This is a genomic window from Streptomyces sp. XM4193, from assembly GCF_023072595.1.
Taxonomy (GTDB): domain Bacteria; phylum Actinomycetota; class Actinomycetes; order Streptomycetales; family Streptomycetaceae; genus Streptomyces.
Map to the genome: position 1 here is coordinate 103264 of NZ_JALLGK010000005.1, position 25030 is coordinate 128293.

The following is a 25030-nucleotide window of genomic DNA, read 5'->3' on the forward strand; positions in this document are numbered from 1 at the left end:
GTGCGCGGGGAGCAGGATGGTGTCGGGCCCCTTCTATGTCTGGAGACGGGACCATCCCCGCGTGCGCGGGGAGCAGAGGACGTCACGCGCGGCGCTCTGTACCTGGTAGGGACCATCCCCGCGTGGGCGGGGAGCAGTTACTCGTCCTGCCCACCTTCACGGTCCCCGTGGGACCATCCCCGCGTGCGCGGGGAGCAGGGCGTTCTCCTGGACAGCGATAAGTGGGGACCATTCCCGCGTGCGCGGGGAGCAGGCAATGCAGGCCACGAGGACGACGAGCCACCAGGGACCATCCCCGCGTGCGCGGGGAGCAGGATGGACTTCAACACGGCCTCCATCAAGGCCAGGGACCATCCCCGCGTGCGCGGGGAGCAGAGTTGCTGAGCTGGGACGTTACCGGGCCGGAGTGGTGTTCTGAGCAACTTTTAAAGATACGGACAATTCGGCCTCTGTGTGCGGCGGTTGGGCCCTCACCGTACGTGCTTCTGGTCCGGTCGTGCCCGGCTCGTAGCCGGCTGCCCCCGACGCCCGTTGGCGCCAGCTCGCCAGCTCGCCAGCTCGCCAGCTCGCCAGCTCGCCAGCTCGCCAGCTCGCCAGCTCGCCAGCTCGCCAGCTCGTGGCGCGGGGTGGGCGGACGGCTGGCGAGCTGGTGGGGGCGTCGGGTGGGTGGCTCAGGGGTGGGGGACGGGGTGTGGGGTGGTTCTTGGGTGGAGTGCTTCGTCGATGGACTTCTCCCGCCAGTGGGCGAGGAGTTGGTGGAAGGCGACGGCGCCGTGGGGGTAGGCGCTGGGGCCGTTGGGGCGGCCGAGGCCCTCGCGGTTGTAGTAGCCGGGAGTGCACTCGGCGTGGAACCACTCGTGGTCGGGGGCGCCGTCGGCGAGGACGGCTATCCAGGCGTCCTCGGCCTCGCGGGAGGGTTCGAGGAGGGCGTTGTCGGCCTCGGCGGCGGCGACGAGGGCGGCGGCGTGGCGGGCCTGTTCGTCCAGGATGTGGGTGAAGTTGACGCTGCTGGCGTTCTGGAAGGTGCCCATCTGGACGAGGTTCGGGAAGCCGTTGCTGGTGAAGCCGTGCAGGGTGCGCGGGCCTTTGCTCGCCCAGGTCTCGCGCAGTGCGGCGCCGTCGCGGCCGTGCACGGGCAGGCGGCCGGAGTGGATGCCGGAGGAGCCGACGAAGAAGCCGGTGGCGAAGATCAGGCAGTCGACCTCCAGCACGGTGTCGCCGACCCGTACGCCTTCCGCGGTGATGCGTTCGATGCCGTGGGTGTCGGCGGTGTCGACGAGTGTGACGTTGGGGCGGTTGAACGCCTCGTAGTACGCGTCCGAGAAGGTCGGGCGCTTGCAGGCGTAGCGGTACCAGGGTTTGAGCAGTTCGGCGGTCCGCCGGTCGGTGACGATCTGCTCGACGCGGGCGCGCAGTTCGTCCATCTTGGCGGCGTCGGCGACCTCGTACGCGGCCTCGAAGCCGGTTCGGTCGTCGGGGCGGCGGAAGCTCGGGAGCAGCTTCTCCAGGAGGGCGGCGGAGGCGGTCCACTGGTCGGCGACGAGGTCCCGGTCGGCGGGCTCGCCGGAGACGATCCTCAGGTAGTTCTCGCGGCGTTCGTGGGCCCAGCCGTCCCGGTCGGCGCCGACGTCCTGCGCGGTGGTGCGGCGGTTGGCGCGGATGTCGACGGTGGAGGGGGTGCGTTGGAATACGTACAGGTGGGCGGCGTCCTCGGCCAGCTTGGGGATGACCTGGATGCCGGTGGCTCCGGTGCCGACGATGCCGACGCGCTTGTCCGCGAGCGAGGTCATCGCTCCGTCGGGCGAGCCGCCGGTGTAGGCGTAGTCCCATCGGGAGGTGTGGAAGGTGTGGCCCTTGTACTCCTGGATTCCGGGGATTCCGGGGAGCTTGGGGTCGGTGAGGGTGCCGGTGGCGTTGATGACGTAGACCGCGCGGAAGCGGTCCCCGCGGTCCGTGGTGACGTTCCAGACCTCCGCGCTCTCGTCCCAGTCCAGTGAGGTGACCGCGGTGGAGAAGAGGGCGCCGGGGTAGAGGTCGAAGCGCCGGGCGATCCGTACCGCGTGCCGACGGATCTCCTCGCCGGGCGCGTACTTCCACTGCGGTACGTAGCCGGTCTCGTCGAGCATCGGCAGGTAGACGTGGGACTCGATGTCGCAGTGGACGCCGGGGTAGCGGTTCCAGTACCAGGTGCCGCCGAAGTCGCCGCCGCGCTCGACGATCCGCACCCGCTCCACGCCCTGCTGCCGCAGGCGCGCGCCGGCGAGGATGCCGCCGAAGCCGCCGCCGATCACGGCCACGTCGACGGTGTCCCGGAGGGGCTCGCGTTCGGCGGGGGCGTCGGTGTACGGGTCGGCGGCGTAGTAGCCGAACTCGGCCTCGTGGTACTGGGTGGCGCCGTCGGGCCGTACGCGGCGCTCGCGCTCGGCGCGGTAGCGGAGTCTGAGGGCGTGGAGGTCGTCGGCCGACGGTGCCTGACTGGGCGTCATGTGGGGGTCTCGATCCTGCAGTTGGGCTCGATGGGCCGCGACGGGCCGCGCGGCCGTCGGCTACGGTAGCAACTACCGGACAGTGGTGTCCGGTTGGATTCCCGGGACACCGCGAGTTCCGGCCACAGTCGAGCGCCGTCGAACCCGGGCGGTCCCGCGGCGGTCGGGAGCGCGCGGACCGTCCCCGCCCCCGCACCGCACACAGAGAGCCAACTCCCATGCGACGAAGCCCGATTCGACCCCTGGCCGCGCTCACCGCGGTGAGCGCGCTGCTGCTCACCGGGTGCGGAACACAGACCGCCAGCGACGCGCGCACGGCCGACGCGCGAGCCGACGCACCCGTCGCCGCGGGCAAGGAACTCACGCTGCGCGCGCAGAAGTTCATGAAGCTGACCGAGGTGCACGAGCAGACGGGGATGACCCTGCTCGAAGGGCCTGTCTTCGACGAGCGGGGCCGACTGATCGTCGTCGACGTCACCGCTCCCGAGGGCGAGCCCAAGGTGATGTCGGTCGACGTCGAGAAGAAGAAGTCCCGCCCGCTGCACACCGAGGGGCAGGCGGCCTACACCTCCGCGCAGTTCAGTCCCCACGACGGACGGCTCTATCTCAGCGACTTCGCCCACGGCGAGATCGTCAGCCTGGCGCCGGACGGCAGCGACCGGCGAACCTTCTTCTCCGGCGAGGTCGAAGGCGCGGTGATGAACCCCGACGACATCGCCTTCGACGAGAAGGGCAACCTCTACATCAGCGACTCGCGCGGCCTGACCGACGGCGAGTCCACGGGCCGCGTGGTGCGGATCAGCCGCGACGGCGAGCAGGCGGACGTGTTGGCCGGCGACCTCGCCGCGCCCAACGGGATCTCCTTCGACGCCGACTACCGCGGTCTGTGGTTCAGCGAGCTCACCGAGAACCGGATCTCCTACCTCGGACTGGACGACGAGGGCGCTGTCACCTCGCGGCACACCGCGATCCGGGTGGACGGCGGAATCGCCCAGACCGACTCAATCGCGGTCGACGCCGACGGCAACCTCTACCAGGGCCTGCACGGACGACCCGCGATGGCCGTCTACGCCCCGACCGGCGAACGGCTGGCGACGGTCGAACTCCGCGGCGCGACCAAGGGGTTGGAGTCGGCGACCAACGTCGCCATCACCCCCGGCGGGACCAAGGCGTACATGACGGTGAGCGGCCCGGCCGGCGGACACCTCTACACCTTCGACGCGCTCGCCGAAGGCACCCGCCAGTCCAACGGCGGCTGAGCGCCCCCTCGTTCGCGCCTGAGTTCGGTTGCCGGTGCCGGACGCGGTGTCGGTGTCGATGTCGGATCCGGTGTCGGTGCTTGGCCGGTGTCGGTGCCGGTGTCGGGTCCGGCGCCAACTCGGCCCGGTGGTCCGCCGGTTGACGGGAGCGGACCGTGGGCCCGTCGGGTGGCCGTGGTGTTCGTACGCCGACGGGCGCGGGCCGGGAGCCCGTGCGTTCGAGGGGTGCGGTGTCGTGAAGTGTCCGTGTTGCAGCGGCAGTTCGAGGAGCGGCGGCGGAACTCGGGCCGGACGAAGGGGGGTACGCGCGTACGGGCGCCCAAGTCCGTTCACAGACCGCGGAGTTCCGCGGAGTTCCGGACGCCGGACGCCTCGGCGAGCACGCATCGCCGAGCGCTGCGGCGCCGGGAAGGGCGGTGCGCTCCGAAACCCGCGGTGTCGGGGCACGGAGGCGCTCACGGTCCGAAGGGCCGTACCGGTCCCACCTCGACGCCGAGCAGCCGCCAGGCCGCGAGCGCGCGTCGTTGCCGCTCCTCCCGGGTCGGGCCGACGACGGTTGCCGAGACCATCGCGACCGCCAGCTCCAGATCGGCCGCGTCCAGCCGGTGTCCGGGCGGCAGATGTGCGCCGAGGCTGCGCTGCACCCGGCCGGAGAGCAGCGAGGAGTACGCCCGCAGCTCGGGGCCCTCGGCCCGGCCGGTGTGCAGCAGCCCGATGAAGGCGGCGGACTCGGCGAGGTGCCAGGTCACGACGCCGAGCAGGCCGGGGAGCGTCGCGTCCTCGGCCTCGGACGCCTGCTCGATCTGGCGCACGTTCTCCTCCAGCACCGCGCCGACCAGCGCCGTCCGGTCGGGGAAGTGCCGGTAGAGCACGCCCTGGCCCACCCCTGCCCGGCGGGCGACGGCGGACAGCGGTGCCTGGAGGCCGTGCTCGCCGAAGAGCTCCCGGGCGGCGGCGACCAGCGCGGCCCTGTTGCGGGCCGCGGCTTTCGGTCCCGGATTCGCGGGTCGCCGCACCGCAGGCCCGGCGTGCTCGGCGTGCTCGGTGTGGTCGGTCACCGGGGCAGGTTACCGCCGGTCCCGTTTCGCCTCGTGCCGGTCCCGCTCGCCGGCGCCGGACGACGGGCCGCGAGCGCACGGGCCGGACGCCTCACACCGGTTTCGTCGCGGCCCCGGAGGTCAACCCGGTCCTCGGACCGGCAGTACGAGCCGATCCGCCGCGACCGGACCCCCGCGGATCGGCTCGTACGGGCCGGACGGCCGCCGCGTCCCGCCGGGGCGCCGACTCAGGGAGCAACCCGTGCAGCGACAGAGTGACAAACACAGCGCCCTACGCGACGACGAGCTCAAGCAGGAGGTGGAGGGGCGCATGCGCTCGGGCCATCCGACCCGTGCCGACGAGGCGCTCGACGCCGAGCCCCCGGCCGACGACGACCCCGTACTCGCCGAGGACCCCGTGCACGGCGCCGGTTCCGACCGGATCTCCACCGACCCCGGCACGGATCTGAGGCTCGAACTCGCCCGGCACCTGCCACCGGACGGATTCCCCGCGGAGCAGTCCGAGTTGGTGGACCGGCTGCGGGGCGCGGAGGCCCCCGAGCGGCTGCTCGCCAGGGCGCGGGAACTGCCGGAGGGGCGGAGTTACACCGACGTCCAGGACGTCGTCACCACGCTGGAGCGACAGTGGGACGGCTGATCCGCATGCTGGTCCGTCTCGTCCTCCACGGTCTGCGCAGGCGCGGCCGGGGGAGTGCCGGCGGACCGGCGGGCGGTGCGGGTGCGGGCCGTGCGGGCGCGAAGGGAGCAGGGAGATGAACGACTCCGAACGGATGCCGCTGGGTGCCTGGGACCAGCAGCCGCTGGGCAGCATGGAACACCGCATCCGCAGCATGGACGCGAAGCAGCTGCGCACCCTCCAGGACCACGAGAGGACGCACGCGGCCCGTCCGGCGGTGTTGCGCCTGCTGGAGGAGCGCCAGTCGCAACTGGCGCACGGCGCCAAGCCGAGCCCCGGCGGGGAGGGCCCGCCCAGCGACAGCCCCGAACGACGCCGTGCCGGTTCGCCGGTGACGCCCTCCACCCAGGCTCCGCCGCGTCACGCGCCCCCGCACGGCACCCCCGACCAGCCCGGCCGGGGCGACCGGATGGGCCCCGGCGCGTAGCACGCACCTGAGACGCGTCGGTGGGGCCGCGCCGGTCGGCGGTGGCAGCGGTGGCAGCGGTCGGGTCAGGCAGTGCTCCGAGCGTCCCGGGAAGCCTGTCGGCGACGCTGCCGCCAGCGGGTGAGCGGGCCCACGACGCTCCGGCCCGCCCGCCGTCGCCACTCGTGCCCGGGCGCGCGACGGACAGTCCCGTCCGGTCCCAGCCGCCAACGGGGCCCGGACGGGTGATCCGCCCACTCAAGCCACATCGAGAACTCGAAGACGCCCTCGTCGTTCGGCATCAGCAGCGGCGGGGCGCAGCAGGAGGCGTGCCCGACGCGTCGCTCTCCCCAGTCATCCACCGAAGTTTCGCCGGGGCCCAGCGGGTGCCGGAGGTACTTCTCGTTGAAGCAGCCTTTGGCGAGGCGGCGCTCGTCGAGGCGGGCCTCCAGGCGCAGACGGACGTCGAAGAGCGGGGCGTTCGACCAGTTCCCGACGGTGCTGGTGCCGAGTGTGGCGTGTGGCCCGTCCGGGCAGGTGTGGTGGGGGATGACGCGCGGCGCGGTGAGGACCACGCGGCTGCGCTGTAGCCGGGCGTCCCACCATCGGAAGGCTCCTGTGCTCGCCGGGGACACGAAGGCCCTCGCGGCCGAAACCGGTTCGATCATGTGCCGATTCTGCGGCCGTGTGCTCTCCGGGGACGAGCTCTGGACGCCCGTGTCACCCGTACGGGGAGCGCCAACTCCCCGTACACCGCCGCGACTTCGAGCGAAGAGCGACCGAAGCGCGCCGGCCCGAAGTGCCTCGGCGTACGGGGAGGGCGGCGGGGGCGGCCGTCAGGGCAGCGGGGTGCCGCCGGTGGCGTTGACGATCTCGGCGGTGACGTAGCTCGCCTCCGACGAGGCGAGGAAGACGTACGCCGGTGCCATCTCCGCCGGTTGGGCGGCGCGGCCCAGCGGGGTCGAGGCCCCGAACTCCTCCGTCTCCGGCAGCGTCGCCGGGATCAGGGGCGTCCACACCGGGCCCGGCGCCACCGCGTTGACCCGGATTCCGCGCTCGGCGACCATCGCGGCCAGGCCCTGGGTGAAGGTGACGATCCCACCCTTGGTGGTGGCGTAGTCCAGCAGCGGCGGGCTCGGCTTGTAGCCCTGTACGGAGGCGGTGTTGATGATCGAGCCGCCCCCGGGCAGATGCGGCAGCGCGAACTTCGACATCCAGAACAGCGCGTAGAGGTTGGTCTTCATCACCCGGTCGAACTGCTCGGTGGTGATGTCCTCCAGCCCGCCCGGCTGTGCCATCTGGTACGCGGCGTTGTTCACCAGGAGGTCGAGTCCGCCCAGCTTCTCGACGGTGCGGTCCACCACCTCGCGGCAGACCTGCTCCTCCCTGAGATCCGCGGTGAGCACCAGCGCGGTGCGGCCGGCTGCGCGCACCAACTCGGCTGCCTCCTGTCCCTCTTCCTCCTCCTCCGGCAGGCAGGTCAGCGCCACATCGGCGCCCTCGCGGGCGAAGGCGAGCGCGACGGCGCGGCCGATACCGGAGTCCCCGCCGGTGACCAGGGCCCTGCGATCGAGCAGCCGGTCACTGCCGCGGTAGCTGTGCTCCCCGTGGTCGGGACGGGGCGAGAGGTTCCCGGTGTGCCCGGGGTACGGCTCGGACTGGTCCGGGAACGGCGGGCGCGGGTGCAGGGTGGTCGGGTCGTTCGGTGCGTTGTCGTCCGACATCTCTCTCCTCCTGGCGAACGGGCCTCGTGCTGGGGCGAATCGGCGGAGACGCGGTCTGTCGCGGCAGCTCCCGGGCCGGCCGATCCGCGCGTTCTGCGGCGCGGTGGTCCGCCGCCCGGTCCGACTTCCCGGCTGCTCAACTGCCGACCGCCCGGCGTGCTTTGCGGTCGGGCGGGCAGGTGCACCAGCGGGCGACGGTTGCCCGGCGGCTCGCCTGCCCCACCGGTCGGACCCGCCGGCCGGTCGGCTGAACTCGCCTGCCCCGCTGGTCGGTTCGACCGGTCCGCCGCGTGTCCGTCGATGCGTACGGCTCTCGGCGTGCGCGGGGTACGGGCAGCTGCACGGTGGATCAGGGAGCTGCGGTGCGCCGCGGAAGCGTACGGGCCTGCCGGGAGCGTCGTGTCGTGCGTCGTCCCGGCGGCCGGGCTTCGGGCGGTCCGGCGTCGTACGGCGGACTGCCGGACGTGGAGACGGGCGGCCGGGTGCGCCCGTGGGTGCGCAGATACGCGCCGATGCGTCGGCTGAGCACCAGCGCCGCGGCCTCGCGTACGGCGACCGGTCTGCTGTCGGAGCCGGGGCCGACGTTCGTACGGCGACGGAGGCGGTACGGCTGGAGTGCGACCGGTGGCGGCCGCAGGCGTTGCGCCGACCCGGTCGGGCAGCCGCCGCGTTCGGGTGCCGAGTCCGCCGCGCCGCTTCCCGGCGGTGCGAACGTTCCGTCGGCACCGCTCTGTCCCGCTGTGCCGCGCCCGGCCGGGCGCGGTCCCTCGACCGCCCGCGCGGCACGTGGTGCGCGGCGTCGGAACTCCGCGGCCGCGTAACCGAGTTGCCCCGGTGGCGTCGGCTTCCGGCGTACCGCCGGCGGCAGTTGGCCTCCGCGCTGCGTACGGGCACCGGCGCGCACACCGGCCTCGGCGGCGTTTGCCGACTGTGGTGGCGTGCGGCGGTCGAAGCGGCAACTCGGCTTGTCCCGCGGTGAGTTGACGGCCCCACGAGCGCCGACAGTGCGAGCGCCGGCAGTGTCCGTGCCGGCGTCCGCGTACACGCGAGCAGCGGAGCCTTGCGCGCCGGCCCGTTCGCTGGACCGCGCGTCGGCTCGTGCGTCGCCCCCGCGAGCGCCGGCTGCCCCGGCCGGGACCGCCGATGATTCCGCCGACGCCGGCCCGGTCGACGCGGAACCGGTCGACGCGGCAACGTTCGCCACGGGCCTGGCCGCCACGGGCCGTGCCTTGCGCGGCGCCGAAGTGGGCCCGGTGCCGGCGGGTTCGGTGGCGGAGTCGGCGGACGCGGGAGGTTCAGAGGCGGCTGGGGCCGTTTGGCCGGGTTCGGGGAGTCCGGCGTCGCGGCGCACCCGGGTGCAGATGCTGCGCAGGCTGCGGGAGATGTGCATCTGGGAGACGCCGAGTTCGCGCGCGATGTGGCTCTGTGCCATCTCGCGGTAGAAGCGGAGATAGAGGATGTGCCGTTCGCGCTCGGAGAGTCGGCGGAGCGCGGGGGTCACCGCTTCGCGTTCGACGACCAGTTCGTAGCCGGGCTCGGTGATGCTGAGGGTGTCGGCGAGCGGCCGGCGGTCGGTGTGCTCGGCGTCGGAGCCGGCGTCCAGGGAGAGCGAGCGGAAGCTCTCCATCGCCTCCAGCCCGCGTTCCACCTCGGACTGCTCGATGCCGAGATGGCGGGCGATCCGTTCGGGGGTCGGTGTGCCCGACCGCGGATCGGCCTCCAGTTGTCGGACGGCGGTGCGCACGGTGTTGCGCAACTCCTGGACGCGGCGCGGCACATGGAGATCCCAGGCGTGGTCGCGGAAGTGGCGTTTGATCTCGCCGGTGATGACGGGCACGGCGTAGCTCTCGAAGGCGTTGCCGAGGCCGGGGTCGAAGCGCTGGACTGCCTTGATGAGGCCGAGCGAGGCGACCTGCTCCAGGTCTTCGAGGTCCTCACCGCGTTCGCGGTAGCGGTGGGCGAGCCGTTTGGCCATGGGCAGCCACGCGCGGATGACGCGGTCCTCGGCGCGGGCGCGTTCCGCGCCCTGGGGGAGGACGGCCAGCAGGTCGAGGTCGGCCTCGGTGTCGGGCCGGTCGGGGTGTGGCCTGCGTGCGGTCTGGGTGCGCTGTGCGTTCACAGTTGATCACTCACCAAGGGTGTCCGAGGTCGGTCGGGCGGCGCCGTGTCGGTTGTCCCGCGAAACGTGCGGTTTCGCGTTCTGTGGCGACTGGCGCTCCTCTCGCTCGGGTGCTCCGAGGGTTGCGGTCCCGGTGCGGGTCGGTGGCCGCCCGGTTCGGGAGGGCCGACCCACATGGTTCGCGTTGCCGGGTGCGCCCGGCGGAAACCCGCTGCGGGCCCCTGTCCCGGGCGCCCGTTCCCCGTGCCTACCGCTGCGACGAACCGGAATCGGATACGTATCGCCTGCCGCGGGTTCCCGCACCGGGCACGGCCCGGAACCGGAATTCGTTCTCCGACCAGCGTCCCCGCTATCGTCGCGATCCGCGAGGCGTACGGGAGACAGGGCGGGAAACAGGAGGTCAGATGCCGTCGGACGGCACTTCGGGCAGCTCGGGAGACCGCGAGCCGCGCAAGCACGAGCCGCACAGGCACGAGCCGCGCGACTGCGAGCCGCGCCACCACGAGCCGCGCGACCACGAGCCGCGCGACCACGAGCCGCGCGACCACGAGCTGCGCGACCACGAGCCGCGCGGGCACCAGCACGAGCCGAGCGACCTTCGGCCGAACCGCCGGGAACGCGGCGAATCCGCGCCCGGCGTGGTGCGCACCGCCTGGTGGACGGTGCGCCAGGACGTGGGCCTGGCGTGGGCCGCGGCCGTACGGGCGGTGCGCCGGCCCGGCCGGGAACGCGATCTGGCGGCGCAGTCCCTCAAGAGCGCCCTCGCCGCGCTGATCGCCTGGGTGCTCGCCAGTTGGCTGTTCACCGACAGCCTGAGCCTGATGGGCCCCTGGGTCGCCGTGGTCCTCGTCCAGTCGACCGTCTACCAGTCGCTGTCGCAGGGACTGCGGCAGACGGTGGCGATCGTGATCGGTACGGTCCTGGCGACCGGCACCGCGCTCGTCCTGGGCAGCCAGGTGGCCGCGCTGCTGCTGGTGCTGCCGGCGGCGCTGCTGCTGGGGAATCTGCGGCAGTTCGGGGCGCAGGGCATCACGGTGGCGACGTCGACCATCTTCGCGCTGGTCGGCAGCCCGGTCACGCTCCAGATCAGTGCCGAGCGGGTGGGCGCGGCCGTGATCGGGGCGCTGGTCGGTATCGCGGTCAACGCGCTGGTGCGGCCCCCGCGCTATCTGCGCGATGCGCGGGCTGCGGTCAGGGACGCCACCGACACCGTCGCCCGTACGCTCGACGAGCTGGCGGACGCGCTCGCCGAGGGGGCCGACGCGGAGCGGGCGCGCTCGCGTCGCAGGGAGGCCGACCAACTGCCCGCCCGGGTGGAGGCGGTACGGGCCGCGCTGGCGTGGGACCGGGAGAGTCTGCGGCTCAACGTCCGCAGGCGCAGCACCTCCCCGCTGCTGCCGTCCGACTACACCACCCACGACGTCGTGCACACGGTGGACCAACTCGCCGACACCACACGCGGGTTGACGCGGATCGTGGAGGCGAGCGCCGAGCGCTCCGTCGGCGAACCCGCGATCCCCGACTGGCTCGCCCACGACTGCGCCCTCTGCCTGCGGGAGGCCGCCGGGGCCATCGAGACGTACGGGCACTACGTGACCGGAGCCGAGAGCGAGGTGCAGCACGAGCTGGCGGACGGGGTATACCGCGCGCGCACCGGGCTGGACCGGCTCGCCACCCGGATCGACCTCACGGCGGTACCGGACGTCGGTGCGATGGAGATCCTCGGCCCGCTCCTCGCCGACACCCGCCGACTGGTGCGCGCACTGGACACCGAATAGACACACCGCCCGGCCCCATCGCCCGGACGCGGGCCCCACCTCCGGGACGCCGTGTCCCGCGGCAGCCCGGAGGCAGCGGTCGCAGCGCCCGTCGCACGCGCGTACGGTTCCCGCAGAGAGGCGGTACGCGTCCCCGCGACGCCGCCGCCCGACGCTCTTCCGAGGAACGGGGTGTGCCATGGCCCGCCCGATCTGGACGGGAGCGCTGTCCTTCGGCCTGGTCAGCCTCCCGGTCAAGCTCTACACGGCGACCCGGAGCCACACGATCCGCTTCCACCAGCTGGAGCGCGGCACCGGCGACCGCGTCCGCAACCGCCGGGTGAACGAGCGCACCGGCGAGGAGGTCCGGCCCGACGACATCGTCAAGGGGCTGGACGTCGGCGACGACCAGTACGTCGTCGTCGAGCCCGAGGAACTGGACGACATCGCCCCCGGCCGCTCCAGGGCACTGGAGATCAGCGGTTTCGTGGACCTCGACCAGGTCGAGCCGATCTACTTCGACCGCACCTACTACCTCGGACCGCAGGGCGAGGAGCACCAGAAGGTGTACGCCCTGCTCCGCGACGCACTCGCCGAGTCGCACCGGGCCGGTATCGCCACCTTCGTGATGCGCGGCAAGGAGTACCTGGTCGCGGTGAAGGCGGAGGACGGCATCCTCGTCCTGCACACCCTCCACTGGGCCGACGAGGTCCGCGACCCCGGCCGCGAGGTGCCGGAGCTGCCCGGCCGCACCGAGCCCGGCAAGGGCGAACTGCGCACCGCGCTCCAGCTGGTGGAGACGCTCACCGTCGACTGGGACCCGGAGGAGTACGAGGACACCTTCCAGGAGTCCGTACGACGGTTGGTCGAGGCCAAACAGCGCGGTGAGACGGTGACGAAGGCCGAGAAGGCGCCCGAGTCGACCAACGTCGTCGACCTGATGGACGCGCTGCGGGCCAGCGTGGACGACGCCGAGGGCCGCGGCGGCAAGAAGGGTGCGCGTCGCGGACGACGCACCGCGAAGCGGGCCGGGTCCGATGCGAAACAGCAGACCGGCGGCGACACTGCTGCCGGCCCGCTCGAAGGACTCACCAAGGACCAGCTCTACGAACGTGCCACCGAAGCCGGCGTGCGGGGCCGCTCGCGGATGACCCGCGACCAGCTGCTCGCCGCGCTCACCGAGGACGACGGCCGGCCCCGCGCGAAAGCCTCCTGACCCACTCTCCCGGACGCCGTCACCCGCACCCGCCCGCAACCCCGCCCCGACACGCACTCCGCAACCCGCCCGCTCGTACTTCCCGCGTCCCGCTCGTAATCCCCGCGTTCCCGGCCACGACAGAAAGGCGGCAGAGGTGGACGACGACCGGCTCTCGACGTACCGCGCCAAGCGCCGCTTCGGCCGTACCCGCGAACCGCGCGGAGAGGCGTCCGACGGCGGCGACCGGCCCGTCTTCGTGGTGCAGATCCACGACGCCCGCCGGATGCACTTCGACTTCCGACTGGAGGTCGAGGGCGTGCTGCGGTCGTGGGCGGTGCCGCGAGGGCCCTCCGCCGACGTGCGGGAGAAGCGGCTGGCGATGCCGACCGAGGACCACCCCATGGAGTACCGGCACTTCGAGGGCGTGATCGCCGCGGGCGAGTACGGTGCCGGGCCGGTCATCGTCTGGGACGAGGGCACCTACGAACCGCTGCCGGGCAGCACCGGCGACCGGGGCCGTACGTTCCCCGAGGCGCTCGACCGCGGCCACGCCACGTTCGTTCTGCACGGCGCCAAGCTCCACGGCGCGTACGCGCTCACCCGCTTCCGCGGCGGCCACGACTCCGCCGAACGCGATGCGTGGCTGCTGGTGAAGAAGAAGGACGCCCGCGCCGACGGCGGCGACGCCCCCGACCCCCGCCGCGCCCGCTCGGTGCGCACCGGACGCACCCTCCGCCAGGTGTCCCGCGACGACAACGGCGACGAGGCGCACGACGGCGCCGGGGCGCGGGACGGCGCCGGGGCGCGAGACGGCGACGGGGAGCGCGGCGATGGCTGAGAACGCGTCCCGTCGCCCGGGCGCCGCGCGCCGTGGACCAGGCGGCGGCAGCGCGGACCGCCGAGCGGCCCAACTCCCGCCCTCCGGAGGGGAGAAGGCGCCTCGCGGCAGCCTGCTGGCCACGCTCGCGCCCGAGGAGGCGGCGCTGCTGGTGCCCGCCTCCGGGCCGTCGGCCTCCGCCTCCCGGCCGATGCTCGCCACCCCCAGCGAGCGGCGCACCTTCGGGCCCGAGTGGCTCTTCGAGCGGAAGCTGGACGGCGTACGCACCCTGGCCACGCGTGACGACGGCGAGGTGCGGCTGTTCTCCCGCACCGCCCGTCCGGTGGACCGCAGCTACCCGGAGGTCGCCGAGGCGCTCGCCGGGCAGCACGCCGACGCGTTCACCGTGGACGGGGAGATCGTCGCCTTCGACGACGCCGGCCGCACGGACTTCGCGCTGCTCCAGCGGCGGATGCAGATCACCGACGCCCGCAGGGCCCGGGCCACCGGCGTGGAGATCACCTACCACGTCTTCGATCTGCTGCGCCTGGACGGGATGGACCTCACCCGCCTCCCGCTGCGGACCCGCAAATCGCTGCTGCGCAGAGCGCTGGACTTCGGCGCTCCGATCCGCTTCACCCCGCACCGCAACGAGGGCGGCCAACCACTGCTCGACGAGGCGTGTGCCCGAGGCTGGGAGGGACTGGTCGCCAAACGTGCCGACTCCCGCTACCAGCACCGCCGTTCACCGGCGTGGCTGAAGCTCAAGTGCTCGGTCGGCCAGGAGCTGGTGGTGGGCGGGTTCACCGAGCCCGCCGGCTCCCGCACGGGCTTCGGCGCACTGCTGCTCGGCTACTACGAGCAGGGCGAACTGCGTTACGCGGGCCGGGTCGGCACCGGCTTCGACCACACCACCCTGCGGCTGCTCCGCGAGGGACTCGACCGCATCGCACGGCCCACCTCGCCCTTCGCGACACCGCTGCGCGAACGCGGCGCGCACTGGGTGGAGCCCGTGCTCGTCGCCGAGATCGGCTTCACCGAGTGGACCCGCGACGGCCTGCTCCGCCACCCCCGGTTCCTGGGCCTGCGGCAGGACAAGAAGGCGCGGGACGTCGTACGGGAGCGCCCGGCCCACGCCTGACGGCCGCCGGTCCGTCCACGTCTGCCCGCGACCGTCCGCCCGCGACCGGGACCGGCGCCCAACCGCCGACCAGCCCGCAGGTCGGCTTCGCGGACGGGCGCTCAGCCGCCGCCGTGCCCGCTGCCCGAGGCGGTCGGGGCGGTCCGGGCGGCCTCGACGGAGTCGGCCACGGACCTGTCCAGCGCGGCCCGCACCAGCGCGGCGGCGAACCGCGCCAGGTCCTCGCCGTCGACCAGCTTCGCCAGGTGGGCGGGATCGCTCGGCAGGCCGAGCCGTTCGGCGCCCTGTGTCGCCTTGGTGTCCAGATGCGGTCTGAACTCCGGCCAGACGCCCTGGACTTCGCGCAGGAAGATGTCGGCGCCGGTGGGTCCCAGGCCGGGTGCCTCCCGGAGCAGACGGCGCATCCGGTCGCGGTCGCCGTCGGCCTCCTCGCGCAGCCGGCGCAGATCGCCGCCGCAGCGTTCCCCGACGAACTCGGCACCGGTGCCGAGAGTGGTGGCGGTGCTCTCGTCGTAGCGGCGGTAGTGGCCCCGGCCCAACGCGTCGACCCGCTGCTGCCAGGTCGCCTCCCGCATCCGGTGCGGGGTGCTCATGCCGGCGTCGTACAGCGCACGGGCCGCGTCGACCGCGACCCCGGCCCTGATCGGGGCGCTGAGCAGACTTGTGAGGACCAGCAGCTGGTAGAGGGGTTTGGGGGTGTCGCGCATCCGGATCCCGGCCTCGGACGCGTACGTCCGCCCGTGCGTCCGCAGCAGTGCGTGTGCGGTCTCCTCGCGGGTGGTGGTGGCGCTGCTCATCTCTCTCACTCCTTCGCGCGCGGGGATCGCGGGTCCGGCTCGCGGGCGGCACGGGCCCGGTGCGGGAGCGCGCGGGTACCCGGGCGGCCGGGTGCCACACCCGGCGGGTGCCGCGGCTTCCTTCCCGGCGTGCCCGCGCACGGCCGAGCGCGGGAGTGGGAAACCTCCTCCGTTAGACCTCACCGGACCGGGGCACTCGGCTTCCCTCGGGCCCAAACCGGACCAAACCGGAGAGGAAAGTGGCTTCGATGATGAATCTGCACACCGACCCGACAGTTCTCGCCGTCCTCGCGGACGACGACGGCGGCTGGTCGGCGGGGAACTGGGCGTGGCTGATCGCCGGCCTGGTCGTGCTGGCGCTCGTGATCGGCCTGCTGTCGTGGCTGATGCGTCGCGGGCGGCAGTCCCGTCATGACGACTACACGACGCGCCGTTCGGGAGCGACCCCGCAGACCGACACCCGCCACACCCAGGACCCCCGCAGGGGCGACGACCTCGGTGGCGAGGTCCGGGGGTACGGCAAGAGCGCCGGCAAGCGCGGCATGGGCGGACCCCGTCACGGCAGGGGACGACCCCACACCCCGTGACGCGGGGGCGTGACAGGCGGAAGGCGGAAGGCGGACGCATGGCCGTGGCCCGGGGGTCACGGCCGCCGCCCCGCGCCCACGGGCCGCACCGCCGCACCGAACCGCCGTCGCGAGACGGTCGGGACCACCGCGAGTGAACGAGCCGCGACAGGAGGACACCATGCCCGCAGGCTCCAACAGGAAGCGTGAACGGCAGTACGAGCACATCAAGGAGGGCGCCGAGAAGCGGGGGACCTCCGAGGGGCGCGCCAAGGAGATCGCCGCTCGTACCGTCAACAAGCAGCGCGCCCGTTCCGGCGAGTCCGAACGGGCCTCCCGCACCTCCCTGCGGGACCCCAAGTCCGCCTACGAGCGCGGCGGCGAGCACTCGCACAGCGGCCCGCAGGGCCCGACCAAGAACCAGCTGTACGCGGACGCCCAGCGGCAGAACGTCAAGGGCCGGTCCTCCATGAGCAAGGAAGAGCTCCGCAGGGCGACGGGGCACTGAGTCCGGGAGCAGGTGGTGGGGATGCCGGTGCAGAACCCAGACCCCGACCCCCGCCGCTCCACGGGTCTGGAGCCGGGCGGTGGCGTGCCGCCCGGCGAGACCCCGCCCGCGGAGGCCAGCACCTCCTCGGGCGCGGGCCCGTGGGAGCGGCGCCGCGACGGCTGGGCGAAGGGGCCGCTGTTCGCGATCGTCCTGATCACGCTGATGTTCGCCGGCTTCTTCCTCGGCTACGCGTTCTTCCTCGCCCGTTGACCGGGCGGACGCCGCCGAGCGCCCGGCAACCGTTCGCCGCCACCACCGTTCCCGCGGTGGTGGCGGCGACGGTTGTGCCCGCGGCGGGGCGCGAGCGGTTCCCGCCGGCGAGGCATGATCCAACTCCGCACAGGGGAGGGACCGGTGGGCAGATCCGGATGACGGGCAGGACACTCCTCGGGGACGGGGAGATCACGACGCGCTCACGAATGAGTGCCGAGACGTGTGTACCGCACCACGAGGGGTGGACGAGCGGCGGAGGTATCCGGATAAAGTTCGGCGACCCGGGTGATGGCTGGGCCGCACCCCTGAGTGGATCACCTGGAGCTGGCAATGGCAGTGCGTACCCGGATAGCCGTGGTCGGGGCTCTTCTCGCCCTGCTGGCGGCGGGCTGTGGTGACGACTCGGAGTCCAAGGACAAGTCGATCCAGGTCGACACCGACGCCAGTTTCCCCGCAGGTTCGACCATGGCCGACCTCAAGGACAAGGGCACGGTCCGCATCGGGGTCAAGTACGACCAGCCGAACGTGGGCTTCCGCGAGTCCGAGGACAAGGCGCCCGAGGGCTTCGACGTGGAGATCGCCAAGATCCTCGCGGGCCGGCTGGGGATCGCACCGAGCGAGATCACCTGGGTCGAGGCGCAGTCCAAGGACCGCGAGTCGATGCTGAAGGAGGGCCGGGTCGACCTGATCGTCGCCTCGTACTCGATCACCGAGGACCGGTTGAAGCAGGTCGGCATGGCGGGGCCCTACTACGCGACCGGACAGCAGCTGCTGGTGCGCAAGGGCGAGGGCGACATCGACGGCCCCGAGGACATCGAGGGCAAGAGCATCTGCGCCGCCAGCGGCAGCACCTCCCTCGCGATGCTGGAGAAGAAGTACGGTGCGGAGTCGAGCCCGGCGAGCACGTACGGACAGTGTGTGAACCAGCTGCTGGAGAAGGAGGTCGACGCGGTCACCACCGACGGCGCGATCCTGCTCGGCTACGCCGCCGACCGGCCGGAGGAGCTGGAGGTCGTGGGCGAACCGTTCTCCGAGGAGAACTACGGCGTCGGCTACAAGCGCGGCGACTCCGCCATGTGCGAGTTCCTCACGCACGCCATCAAGCGCACGCACCGGGACGGCAGTTGGGCCCAGGCGCTCTCGCGGACGCTGTGGAAGTCCACCGGCGGCACCCCGGAGCCCGAGGTCGAACCCTGCCCCGAGGCAGCCGGCCGGTAGCCCCCGGCCGCGTACGGACACCCGCGCCCCGTGCCCCGTGCCCCGAGCCGGAGGCGCGGGCCGTGCCGCTCCTGCCGGACCGTGCCGCTTCCGCGCCGCTCCCGTGCCGTGCCGCTTCCGCGCCGCTCCCGTGCCGTGCCGCTTCCGCGCCGCTCCCGTGCCGTGCCGCTTCCGTGCCGCCCGGCCGTTTCCCGCCCGGACGGCGCTACATGACGCGTCTGCGCCGGGCGAGCCAGGTCTGCACGACCACCACCACGATCAGGAACGCACCGCTGACGACCTGTTGGTAGGCGGCTTCCAGCGAGCCGATCTGGTTGATGATGTTCTGGATGACCTTCAGCAGCAGCACGCCCACCAACGAGCCGCTGACGAAGCCGAGTCCGCCGGTCAGCAGGGTGCCCCCGATGACCACGGCGGAGATCGCCTCCAGCTCCATGCCCTGGCCGAGGATGGTGATGCCGGAGGTCAGCCAGCCCGCGTTGAGCGCACCGGCCAGCCCGGCGAGGAGCCCGGAGAGCACATAGACGGTGATCTTGGTGCGGACGACGGGGGCACCCATCAGGGACGCCGCGTCCTCGTTGCCGCCGACCGCGTAGACGTGCTGGCCGAACCGGCTGCGGCGCAGCGCCAGTCCGCCGACGGCGAAGAGCGCGACGGTGATCCAGATTGGGAGCGCGATGCCCAGCAGCGAGCCGCGGCCCAGTTCGCCGAGGAAGGAGCCCTCGGCGACGAGGTAGGTCTCGTTGCCCTCGTCGGTGATGTTCAGCATCAGCCCGCGGGCGCCGAGCATCGAGGCGAGGGTGACGATGAACGGCGCGAGCCTGGTGCGGGCGATCAGCAGCCCGTTGACCAGACCGAAACCGCCGCACACCAGCAGCGGCAGCAACAGCGCGACGAGGAAGCCGTGTTGGGAGCCCCAGGCCGCGAGCACCCCGCCCAGCGCGAAGACCGAGCCGACCGACAGATCGATGCCGCCGCTGATGATCACGAACGTCATGCCCAGCGCCACGATCGCCAGGAACGCCGAGGAGAGCGCCACGTTCTCCAGGTTGGCGCCGGTCGCGAAGGTCTCGAAGGTCAGCGAGGCGACCGCCACCGTCAGCACCAGCGCGACCAGGGCGCCGTGCCGCTGGGCGAAGGCGCTCAGCTGCTCGTTGCGTCGCGCCTTCGGCCGGGCGGAGCCCGGCGACCGGTCGCGGCCAGGCCCCTGTCCGCTGCGACCGGGTGCCGGTTCGGCCACCGTGGTGCCCGAACCTCCGCGCGAGAAGAGCGAGTTGCCCGTGTTCACCGCTTTCCCCTCTCCCGCGCCGCGTAGACCGCGAGCACGATGACGGCGGCCTGAGCCATCTGTGTCCAGGACGGCGGCAGATCGTGTTTGATCAGCGTCGCGGTCAGCAGCTGGATCAGTACGGCGCCGGCGACCGTCCCGGCGATCCGCACCCGCCCACCGGCCAGCGACGTACCGCCGACGACCACGGCGGTGATGGCGGACAGCTCCATCAGATTGCCGAGAGCGGTCGGATCGGAGGCTCCCAGTCGCGCGGTGGCGAGGAAACCGGCGATCGCGGCCAGCACGCCGGAGCAGACGTAGACGCAGATCAGTACCCGCCGCACCGGAAGTCCGGCCAGCTCGGCGGCGGGACGGCTGTCGCCGATCGCCAGCAGCTGCCGCCCGAAGGTGGTGCGCCGCACCGTGAAGCCGACCACCAGCACCAGAGCCAGCGCGATCAGCGCCGGATAGGGGATGCCCAGCAGGTCTCCGGAGCCCAGCGAGAGCATGCCCTCGTCCCGCACGTCCCGCAGCTGCGGCAGCAGGACGAGTGCCAGGCCCTTGGCGCCGACCATCAACGCCAGCGTGGCGACGATGGGTTGGACCCCGATGAAGGCGACGAGCGAGCCGTTCAGCACACCGACCGCCACGCCGCCGACGATCGCCACCAGCAGCGCCAGCCACGGCCCGTAGCCGAGGTAGAGCGCGATCAGCGAGGTGGAGAGAGCCATCACCGAGCCCACCGAGAGGTCGATGCCCTCGGTGCCGATCGCCAGCGCCATGCCCAGCGCCACAATGAGGATGGGCGCGACCTGCACGGCCTGGGTGCGGAAGTTCTCCGCGGACAGGAAGTGGTCAGTGAAGGCGATGTTGAAGATCAGCAGCACCGCGACGCCCGCGTAGACCCCGTACGTCTGGAGCCAGGCGGTGACGGCGGCGCGCTGCGGGAGAGAGGGCCGAGGTCCGGCGCCCCGCCCCGGGGGCGCCTGCTCTGCCGTACTGGTCGTCAAGACTGACCACCCTCTCGTGCGGTCTTCCGGCCCGGGTCATCGGTCGGTGCCGGGCCCGATTTCCGTGTGTCGGCGGCGGGTTCGCCGTGCTCGGCGGGTGCGGTGGACCCGGCTGGTCCGCCGGACGTCACGGGCCCGTCGGACGTCACGGGTCCGTCCGTCGGGCCGGGGTCCGCCCCGGCTGCCGTCTCCCGCCGGTCGGCTTCCTCGGCTTCCTCGGCTTCCTCGGCTTCGTCGGCCTGCTCGGCTTCCTCGGCGGCGGAGGCGATGGCCCGCATCAGCCGGTCCTCGGAGACGTCGTCGCCGGCCAGTTCCTCCACGACCGCGCCGTCGCGCAGTACCACCACGCGGTCCGAACCCTCGATCAGCTCCTCCAGATCGGAGGAGATCAGCACCACACCGAGGCCGTCCTCGGCGAGTTCGTCGATCAGCTTCTGCACCTCGGCCTTGGCGCCGACGTCGATTCCGCGGGTGGGCTCGTCGAGCAGCAGCACCCTGGGCTCCGCGGCGAGCCAGCGGGCGAGCAGCACCTTCTGCTGGTTGCCGCCGGAGAGTTCGCCGACCGGCTGACGCGGCGAGGACGCCTTGATGCGCAGCCGCCGGGTGAAGGTGTCGACGATGGCGTCGATGCGCGATTCGGAGACCAGCCCCGCGCGGGAGAGCCGGGGGAGGATCGCCAGTGCGATGTTCTCGCGCACCGACAGGCCGGGCCAGATCCCCTCGGACTTGCGGTCCTCCGGCAGCAGCGAGATGCCCGCGCCGATCGCGGCGGCGGTCGAGCCGGTGCGCAGCGGCCGGCCGGCGACGGTGACGCGTCCGGAGGCGAGGGGGAGCGCGCCCGCGACGGCCTTGACCGTTTCGGTGCGGCCCGAGCCCAGCAGTCCGCCGAGGCCGACGACCTCGCCGGGCCGCACCGAGAGGGAGACCCCGTGCAGCTTGTGCGGCACCGTCAACTCCGCCGCGTCCAGCACCGGTTCGAGCTCCGTGCTGTGGTCGCCGCCGAACTTGGTGGCGCCCTCGGCGCGCACCTCGCCGAGTTCACGGCCGAGCATCAGCGAGACGAGTTCCAGCCGCTCCAGTTCGGCGATCGGCCCGGTGTGCACCCGGCGGCCGTCGCGCAGGACGGTGGCCCGGTCGCAGACCGCGTACAGCTCGTCCAGCCGGTGGCTGACGTACAGCACGGCCACCCCGGCGGCGCGCAGCCGGCGGATGACGCCGAAGAGCGTCTCCACCTCGCGCGGTTCCAGCGAGGAGGTCGGCTCGTCCATCACCACGACGCGGGCGTCGACCGAGACCGCGCGTGCCAGCGCCACCATCTGCTGGGCGCCGACGCCCAGTTCGCGCAGCGGGCGCCGCACGTCGGCGTGCACGCCGTACTCGCGGAGGGTCTCGGCGGCCTCGCGGTGCATCCGGGTGAAGTCGATCAGGCGGAAGCGGTTGAGCGGTTCCCGGCCGAGGTGGAGGTTGCGGGCCACGCTCATCAGCGGGACGAGGTTGACCTCCTGGTAGATCGTGGAGATGCCCGCGCCCTGCGCCGCCAGCGGGGTGGCGAAGGCGGCCGGCTCCCCGTGGTGCAGCAGCTCGCCCTCGTCGGGGCGGTACACACCGGTGAGCACCTTGATCAGGGTGGACTTGCCGGCGCCGTTCTCCCCGATGAGCGCGTGCACCTCGCCGGGCCGGAGGGTGAAGTCCACGTCGTCCAGGGCGAGTACACCGGGAAAGCGCTTGGTGAGTCCGCGCACCGCGAGCACGCCGGTGTCCGACTCGGGCAGCACCGAGCCCGGCCCGGGGGACGCCCGGCCCGGCTCGGTGGATCGGGGGTGCGGCTCGGGGGTTCGCGGGCCCGGGCTCGGAGCCTCGGACGGCGGCGCGGGCTTCCGCGGTTCCGCGTCGGGGGCGGGATCGGTCACGGCACGCCTTCCGTACGTCTCGTCTGCGGCCGGTCCGGCTCAACCGGCCGTCTCCCACTGCGCGTTCGGTTCCTGGGCGCGCGCCGGTGCGGTGGCGCACGCCCAGGAAGTTCGCGGTGTGCCGCCGGGGCGGCCGACCGCCCTCGGGTTTCGGGGGTCGCGCCGGCCCGCGGCAGCGGCGGGGTGCGGGTCAGTACGCCCTGGACAGTCCGTCCTCGGCGTTCTCCCGGGTGTAGATGGTGTCCTCGATGAGGATGCTCTGGCCGACCTCGTCGCCCTTGGTGAAGGTCTCCAGCGTCTGGAAGGCGAGCGGACCGAAGCGCGGGTTGGACTCCACGACGCCGTAGATCCACTTGTCGACGATGCCCTGGACCGCGTTCTTGGTCCCGTCGACGGTGACGATCTTGATGTCGCCGGCCTTCTTTCCCGCGCCCTTGAGCGCGTTGACCGCGCCGAGCCCCATCTCGTCGTTCTCCGCGTAGACGCCGTCGACGCCCGGCCTGGACTGGATCAGCTGCTCGGTGACCTGCTGGCCCTTCTCGCGGGCGAACTCGCCGGTCTGCTCGAAGACCACCTTCAGCTCGGGCGCCTTCTCCTTGATCCGGTCCTTGAAGCCCTTGGTGCGCTCGGTGGTGACGTTGTTGCCGGGGCTGCCGAGCAGGATCGCCACCTCGCCCTTGCCGCCCGTCGCCTTGATCATCTGGTCGGCGGCGTGCCCGCCCTGGGCGACGAAGTCCGAGCCGATGAAGGAGACGTAGTCCTTGCACGCCTCGGCGTTGATCTGGCGGTCCACGGTGACGATCGGGATCTTGCGCGCCGCCGCGGACTTGAGCACCGGGCCCCAGCCGTCGCTGTTGAGCGGGGCGATGACCAGCAGGTCCACGCCCTTGGCGATCAGATCCTGCACATCGCTGATCTGCTTGGAGAACTGCGACTGCGCGTTGGCGGTGAGCAGTTTGACGCCGCGCTTCTTCGCCTCGGCCTTGATCGAGGCGGTCTCGGCGATCCGGAAGGGGTTGGCCTCCTTCTCGGACTGGGAGAAGCCGACGGTGGCGTTCTCCAGGTCGATCTTCTTGCCGCCGTAGCTGTCGACGGTGCAGCCCTTGGCGCCCGGGGAGGGCTCCACCGCCACCTGTCCGCCCTGGTCGGCGGAGTCGGAGGCCGAGTCGGAACCGGCGGCGTCGTTCTCGGACTTGGCGCAGCCGGCCGCCAGCACCAGGCTCGCGCTGAGGCCCAGCGCGAGGAGCACCCGGGAGCGCCGGGGCGCGCCGCCGGGACGGGACCCGGGCGTCGCGGAGGCGGCTGCTGCGGTGCGGACGGTGTGGCGACGAGCGTGCGGCTTCATGGCTACCCCACTGTGGAAGGTCTGCTGAGGACGACTTCTGTGAGGGTTTTTACATCGTTGGAAGACGCGTGTAAACACTTCGCGCACGATCTCCCGTACCCCGGGCGGGGGTTGAGCACACCGCCGCACCCCGCCCCGCGTGCCCCGAGGGCCCCGTACGTGCGCCCGCCTTCGGCCCGGCGGCAGGCGCACGTACGGTGCGGACCCCGACGCGGGTCTCCGGCGTGCAGCCCCCGCCGTACGGCCCCAGGCGCCCGGCTGCCGGTGTACGGCCGGCTGCCGCGCGCGTCGGCGGGTCGGCGGCGTCAGTCGGAGGCGGTCGCCCGGCCCAGCGTGCTCTCCCGCTCCACCAGCCGGAACCCGGGATCGATCTCCCGGCCGGGCCGGCCCCTGCCCGTCGCCCCCGTGGACCCGGCGCCCCCGTCCGCCCCGTCCGCCGCCCCGGAGGTCGCCGACTCGGCCTTTCCGTCGGCCAGTTGGTGCACCACCGACTCGACCGCCAGACGTGCGATGGCCTGCTTGTCCGGCGAGATCGTCGTCAGCGAGACCGTTCCGAAACGGCCCTCGCTGAGGTCGTCGAAGCCGACCACCGCGATGTCCTCCGGCACCCGCAGCCCGCGCTCGGCCATCACCCGCATGGCGCCGATCGCCACCAGGTCGTTGTAGGCGAACACCGCGTCCGGTCGCCGGCCCGCGTCCAGCAGTGCCGCCATGGCCGCGGCCCCGTCGGCCCGGCTCCATCCCTCGACCGAGCCGATCAGTGCCTGGTCGGCGGTCACCCCGGCCGCGGCCAACTCCGCCTGCCAGCCCAGCAGTCGCAGGTGGGAGGGTTGGCTCGGCCGGTCGCCGCGCGAGCCGAGGAAGGCGATCCGGCGCCTGCCCAGGTCCAGCAGATGCCGTACGACGGCGCGGGCGGCGGAGATGTTGTCGATCGCGATGTGGTCGTAGGGCAGGTCGTAGCTGCGTTCGCCGATCAGCACCAGCGGGGTGTCGTCGGCGCGGGCGGCCAGGTCCTCGGCCTCCAGTTCCAGCGGGTTGAGGATCAGCCCGTCGATCACCCGGGCGCGAAAGCCCTGGGTGACGAGGAGTTCGCGCTCCCTGCTGCCCTGGGTGTGGTCGAGCAGCACGGTGTAGTCGTGGCCGGCGGCGGCGTCGATCACCGCTCCGGCCAGCTCGGCGAAGTAGGGGTTCTCCAGCTCTGGGACAGCGAGCGCGATGATGCCGGTACGCCCTTTCCGCAGGTGGCGGGCGGTGAGGTTGGGCTGGTAGCCGAGCTCGTCGATGGCCTTCTGCACCTTCTCCCGGGTCGCCGGGGTGACGTGCTTGTAGTTGTTCACCACGTTCGAGACGGTCTTGATCGAGACCTCGGCACGCACCGCTACGTCCTTGAGACTGACCCTCACCTGGACTCCTCCGTTGTGGCCCGCCGTGGTCCGGCTTGAGGCTGTCGTGCACCTGGACAGGGCGCAGGAGGCGTGCTGTCATGCCAACTGCCCTTGTTTCTAACGTT

Annotated in this window: 22 protein-coding genes and 1 CRISPR repeat array (1 of these 23 cut by a window edge); of the genes, 11 read left to right on the forward strand and 11 right to left on the reverse strand. The window is 72.7% G+C overall.

Features of this window, described 5'->3' with window-relative positions; all coding sequences use genetic code 11:
* Nucleotides 1–376: direct repeats of the CRISPR family, unit length 29 nt; unit sequence GGGACCATCCCCGCGTGCGCGGGGAGCAG; it begins 133 nt to the left of the window's first position.
* A 295-nt stretch (nt 377–671) separates the two neighbouring features.
* The gene (locus tag MTQ01_RS15685; RefSeq protein WP_247490872.1) at nt 672–2486 is read right to left on the reverse strand and encodes an NAD(P)/FAD-dependent oxidoreductase; all 1815 of its coding nucleotides are present in this window, start codon (nt 2484–2486) and stop codon (nt 672–674) included.
* 218 nt (nt 2487–2704) lie between these two features.
* On the opposite strand from MTQ01_RS15685, the gene MTQ01_RS15690 reads away from it, so the two are divergent.
* Entirely contained in the window at nt 2705–3745 is a 1041-nt protein-coding gene (locus MTQ01_RS15690; protein WP_247490874.1) for an SMP-30/gluconolactonase/LRE family protein, read from the forward strand.
* Nucleotides 3746–4200: 455 nt separating this feature from the next.
* On the opposite strand, the gene MTQ01_RS15695 is transcribed toward MTQ01_RS15690, so the two are convergent.
* Nucleotides 4201–4803 (reverse strand): TetR family transcriptional regulator, encoded by a 603-nt coding sequence (locus MTQ01_RS15695; protein ID WP_247490876.1) that lies wholly within the window; start codon nt 4801–4803, stop codon nt 4201–4203.
* A gap of 241 nt (nt 4804–5044) precedes the next feature.
* On the opposite strand from MTQ01_RS15695, the gene MTQ01_RS15700 reads away from it, so the two are divergent.
* Complete coding sequence (locus MTQ01_RS15700; RefSeq protein WP_247490878.1) at nt 5045–5440, forward strand: DUF2795 domain-containing protein; 396 nt, start codon at nt 5045–5047, stop codon at nt 5438–5440.
* A gap of 115 nt (nt 5441–5555) precedes the next feature.
* Nucleotides 5556–5906 (forward strand): hypothetical protein, encoded by a 351-nt coding sequence (locus MTQ01_RS15705; protein WP_247490880.1) that lies wholly within the window; start codon nt 5556–5558, stop codon nt 5904–5906.
* Nucleotides 5907–5971: 65 nt separating this feature from the next.
* Here MTQ01_RS15705 and MTQ01_RS15710 read toward each other — a convergent pair whose 3' ends face one another.
* The 3 genes from MTQ01_RS15710 to MTQ01_RS25175 form a co-directional block, all read right to left on the reverse strand.
* Nucleotides 5972–6553, reverse strand: coding sequence for a hypothetical protein (locus MTQ01_RS15710; RefSeq protein ID WP_247490882.1), 582 nt, complete (start codon nt 6551–6553; stop codon nt 5972–5974).
* Between the two features lie 168 nt (nt 6554–6721).
* Nucleotides 6722–7609 (reverse strand): SDR family oxidoreductase, encoded by an 888-nt coding sequence (locus MTQ01_RS15715; RefSeq protein WP_247490883.1) that lies wholly within the window; start codon nt 7607–7609, stop codon nt 6722–6724.
* Between the two features lie 349 nt (nt 7610–7958).
* A complete protein-coding gene (locus tag MTQ01_RS25175; RefSeq protein ID WP_308294404.1) occupies nt 7959–9728 on the reverse strand; it encodes a SigB/SigF/SigG family RNA polymerase sigma factor in 1770 nt (589 codons plus the stop codon).
* Between the two features lie 404 nt (nt 9729–10132).
* On the opposite strand from MTQ01_RS25175, the gene MTQ01_RS15725 reads away from it, so the two are divergent.
* From MTQ01_RS15725 to ligD, 4 genes are all read left to right on the forward strand, one after another.
* Nucleotides 10133–11506: an aromatic acid exporter family protein gene (locus MTQ01_RS15725; RefSeq protein WP_247490885.1), complete on the forward strand. Its 1374-nt coding sequence runs from the start codon at nt 10133–10135 to the stop codon at nt 11504–11506.
* Nucleotides 11507–11684: 178 nt separating this feature from the next.
* Complete coding sequence (locus MTQ01_RS15730) at nt 11685–12701, forward strand: Ku protein (RefSeq protein ID WP_247490887.1); 1017 nt, start codon at nt 11685–11687, stop codon at nt 12699–12701.
* Nucleotides 12702–12837: 136 nt separating this feature from the next.
* Entirely contained in the window at nt 12838–13521 is a 684-nt protein-coding gene (locus MTQ01_RS15735; protein ID WP_247490889.1) for a DNA polymerase ligase N-terminal domain-containing protein, read from the forward strand.
* Nucleotides 13514–14641: a non-homologous end-joining DNA ligase gene (gene ligD, locus MTQ01_RS15740; RefSeq protein WP_374207759.1), complete on the forward strand. Its 1128-nt coding sequence runs from the start codon at nt 13514–13516 to the stop codon at nt 14639–14641. Before MTQ01_RS15735 ends, ligD begins: the two co-directional genes overlap by 8 nt.
* Nucleotides 14642–14742: 101 nt before the next feature.
* Here the strand turns inward: ligD and MTQ01_RS15745 are convergent, their stop codons facing one another.
* Nucleotides 14743–15438, reverse strand: a complete 696-nt coding sequence (locus MTQ01_RS15745) for an endonuclease (protein ID WP_247490891.1) — start codon at nt 15436–15438, stop codon at nt 14743–14745.
* A gap of 239 nt (nt 15439–15677) precedes the next feature.
* On the opposite strand from MTQ01_RS15745, the gene MTQ01_RS15750 reads away from it, so the two are divergent.
* The 4 genes from MTQ01_RS15750 (at nt 15678) to MTQ01_RS15765 (ending at nt 17985) form a co-directional block, all read left to right on the forward strand.
* Entirely contained in the window at nt 15678–16025 is a 348-nt protein-coding gene (locus MTQ01_RS15750; protein WP_247490893.1) for a hypothetical protein, read from the forward strand.
* A 160-nt stretch (nt 16026–16185) separates the two neighbouring features.
* Nucleotides 16186–16512 carry a plasmid stabilization protein gene (locus MTQ01_RS15755; protein ID WP_247490895.1) on the forward strand — a complete coding sequence of 109 codons (327 nt, stop codon included), beginning with the start codon at nt 16186–16188 and terminating at the stop codon, nt 16510–16512.
* A 21-nt stretch (nt 16513–16533) separates the two neighbouring features.
* Nucleotides 16534–16764: a DUF6480 family protein gene (locus MTQ01_RS15760; RefSeq protein WP_247490897.1), complete on the forward strand. Its 231-nt coding sequence runs from the start codon at nt 16534–16536 to the stop codon at nt 16762–16764.
* A 333-nt stretch (nt 16765–17097) separates the two neighbouring features.
* Entirely contained in the window at nt 17098–17985 is an 888-nt protein-coding gene (locus tag MTQ01_RS15765) for a glutamate ABC transporter substrate-binding protein (protein ID WP_247490899.1), read from the forward strand.
* A gap of 205 nt (nt 17986–18190) precedes the next feature.
* Here MTQ01_RS15765 and MTQ01_RS15770 read toward each other — a convergent pair whose 3' ends face one another.
* From MTQ01_RS15770 to MTQ01_RS15790, 5 genes are all read right to left on the reverse strand, one after another.
* Complete coding sequence (locus tag MTQ01_RS15770; protein WP_247490900.1) at nt 18191–19273, reverse strand: ABC transporter permease; 1083 nt, start codon at nt 19271–19273, stop codon at nt 18191–18193.
* Complete coding sequence (locus tag MTQ01_RS15775) at nt 19270–20265, reverse strand: ABC transporter permease (RefSeq protein WP_374207761.1); 996 nt, start codon at nt 20263–20265, stop codon at nt 19270–19272. The genes MTQ01_RS15770 and MTQ01_RS15775 overlap by 4 nt, the downstream gene beginning before the upstream one ends.
* Entirely contained in the window at nt 20262–22016 is a 1755-nt protein-coding gene (locus MTQ01_RS15780) for a sugar ABC transporter ATP-binding protein (protein WP_374207772.1), read from the reverse strand. The genes MTQ01_RS15775 and MTQ01_RS15780 overlap by 4 nt, the downstream gene beginning before the upstream one ends.
* A gap of 349 nt (nt 22017–22365) precedes the next feature.
* On the reverse strand, nt 22366–23520 hold the full coding sequence (locus MTQ01_RS15785; RefSeq protein ID WP_247490902.1) for an ABC transporter substrate-binding protein: 1155 nt from the start codon (nt 23518–23520) through the stop codon (nt 22366–22368).
* A 305-nt stretch (nt 23521–23825) separates the two neighbouring features.
* On the reverse strand, nt 23826–24923 hold the full coding sequence (locus tag MTQ01_RS15790) for a LacI family DNA-binding transcriptional regulator (protein ID WP_247490904.1): 1098 nt from the start codon (nt 24921–24923) through the stop codon (nt 23826–23828).
* Nucleotides 24924–25030 lie beyond the last annotated feature (107 nt).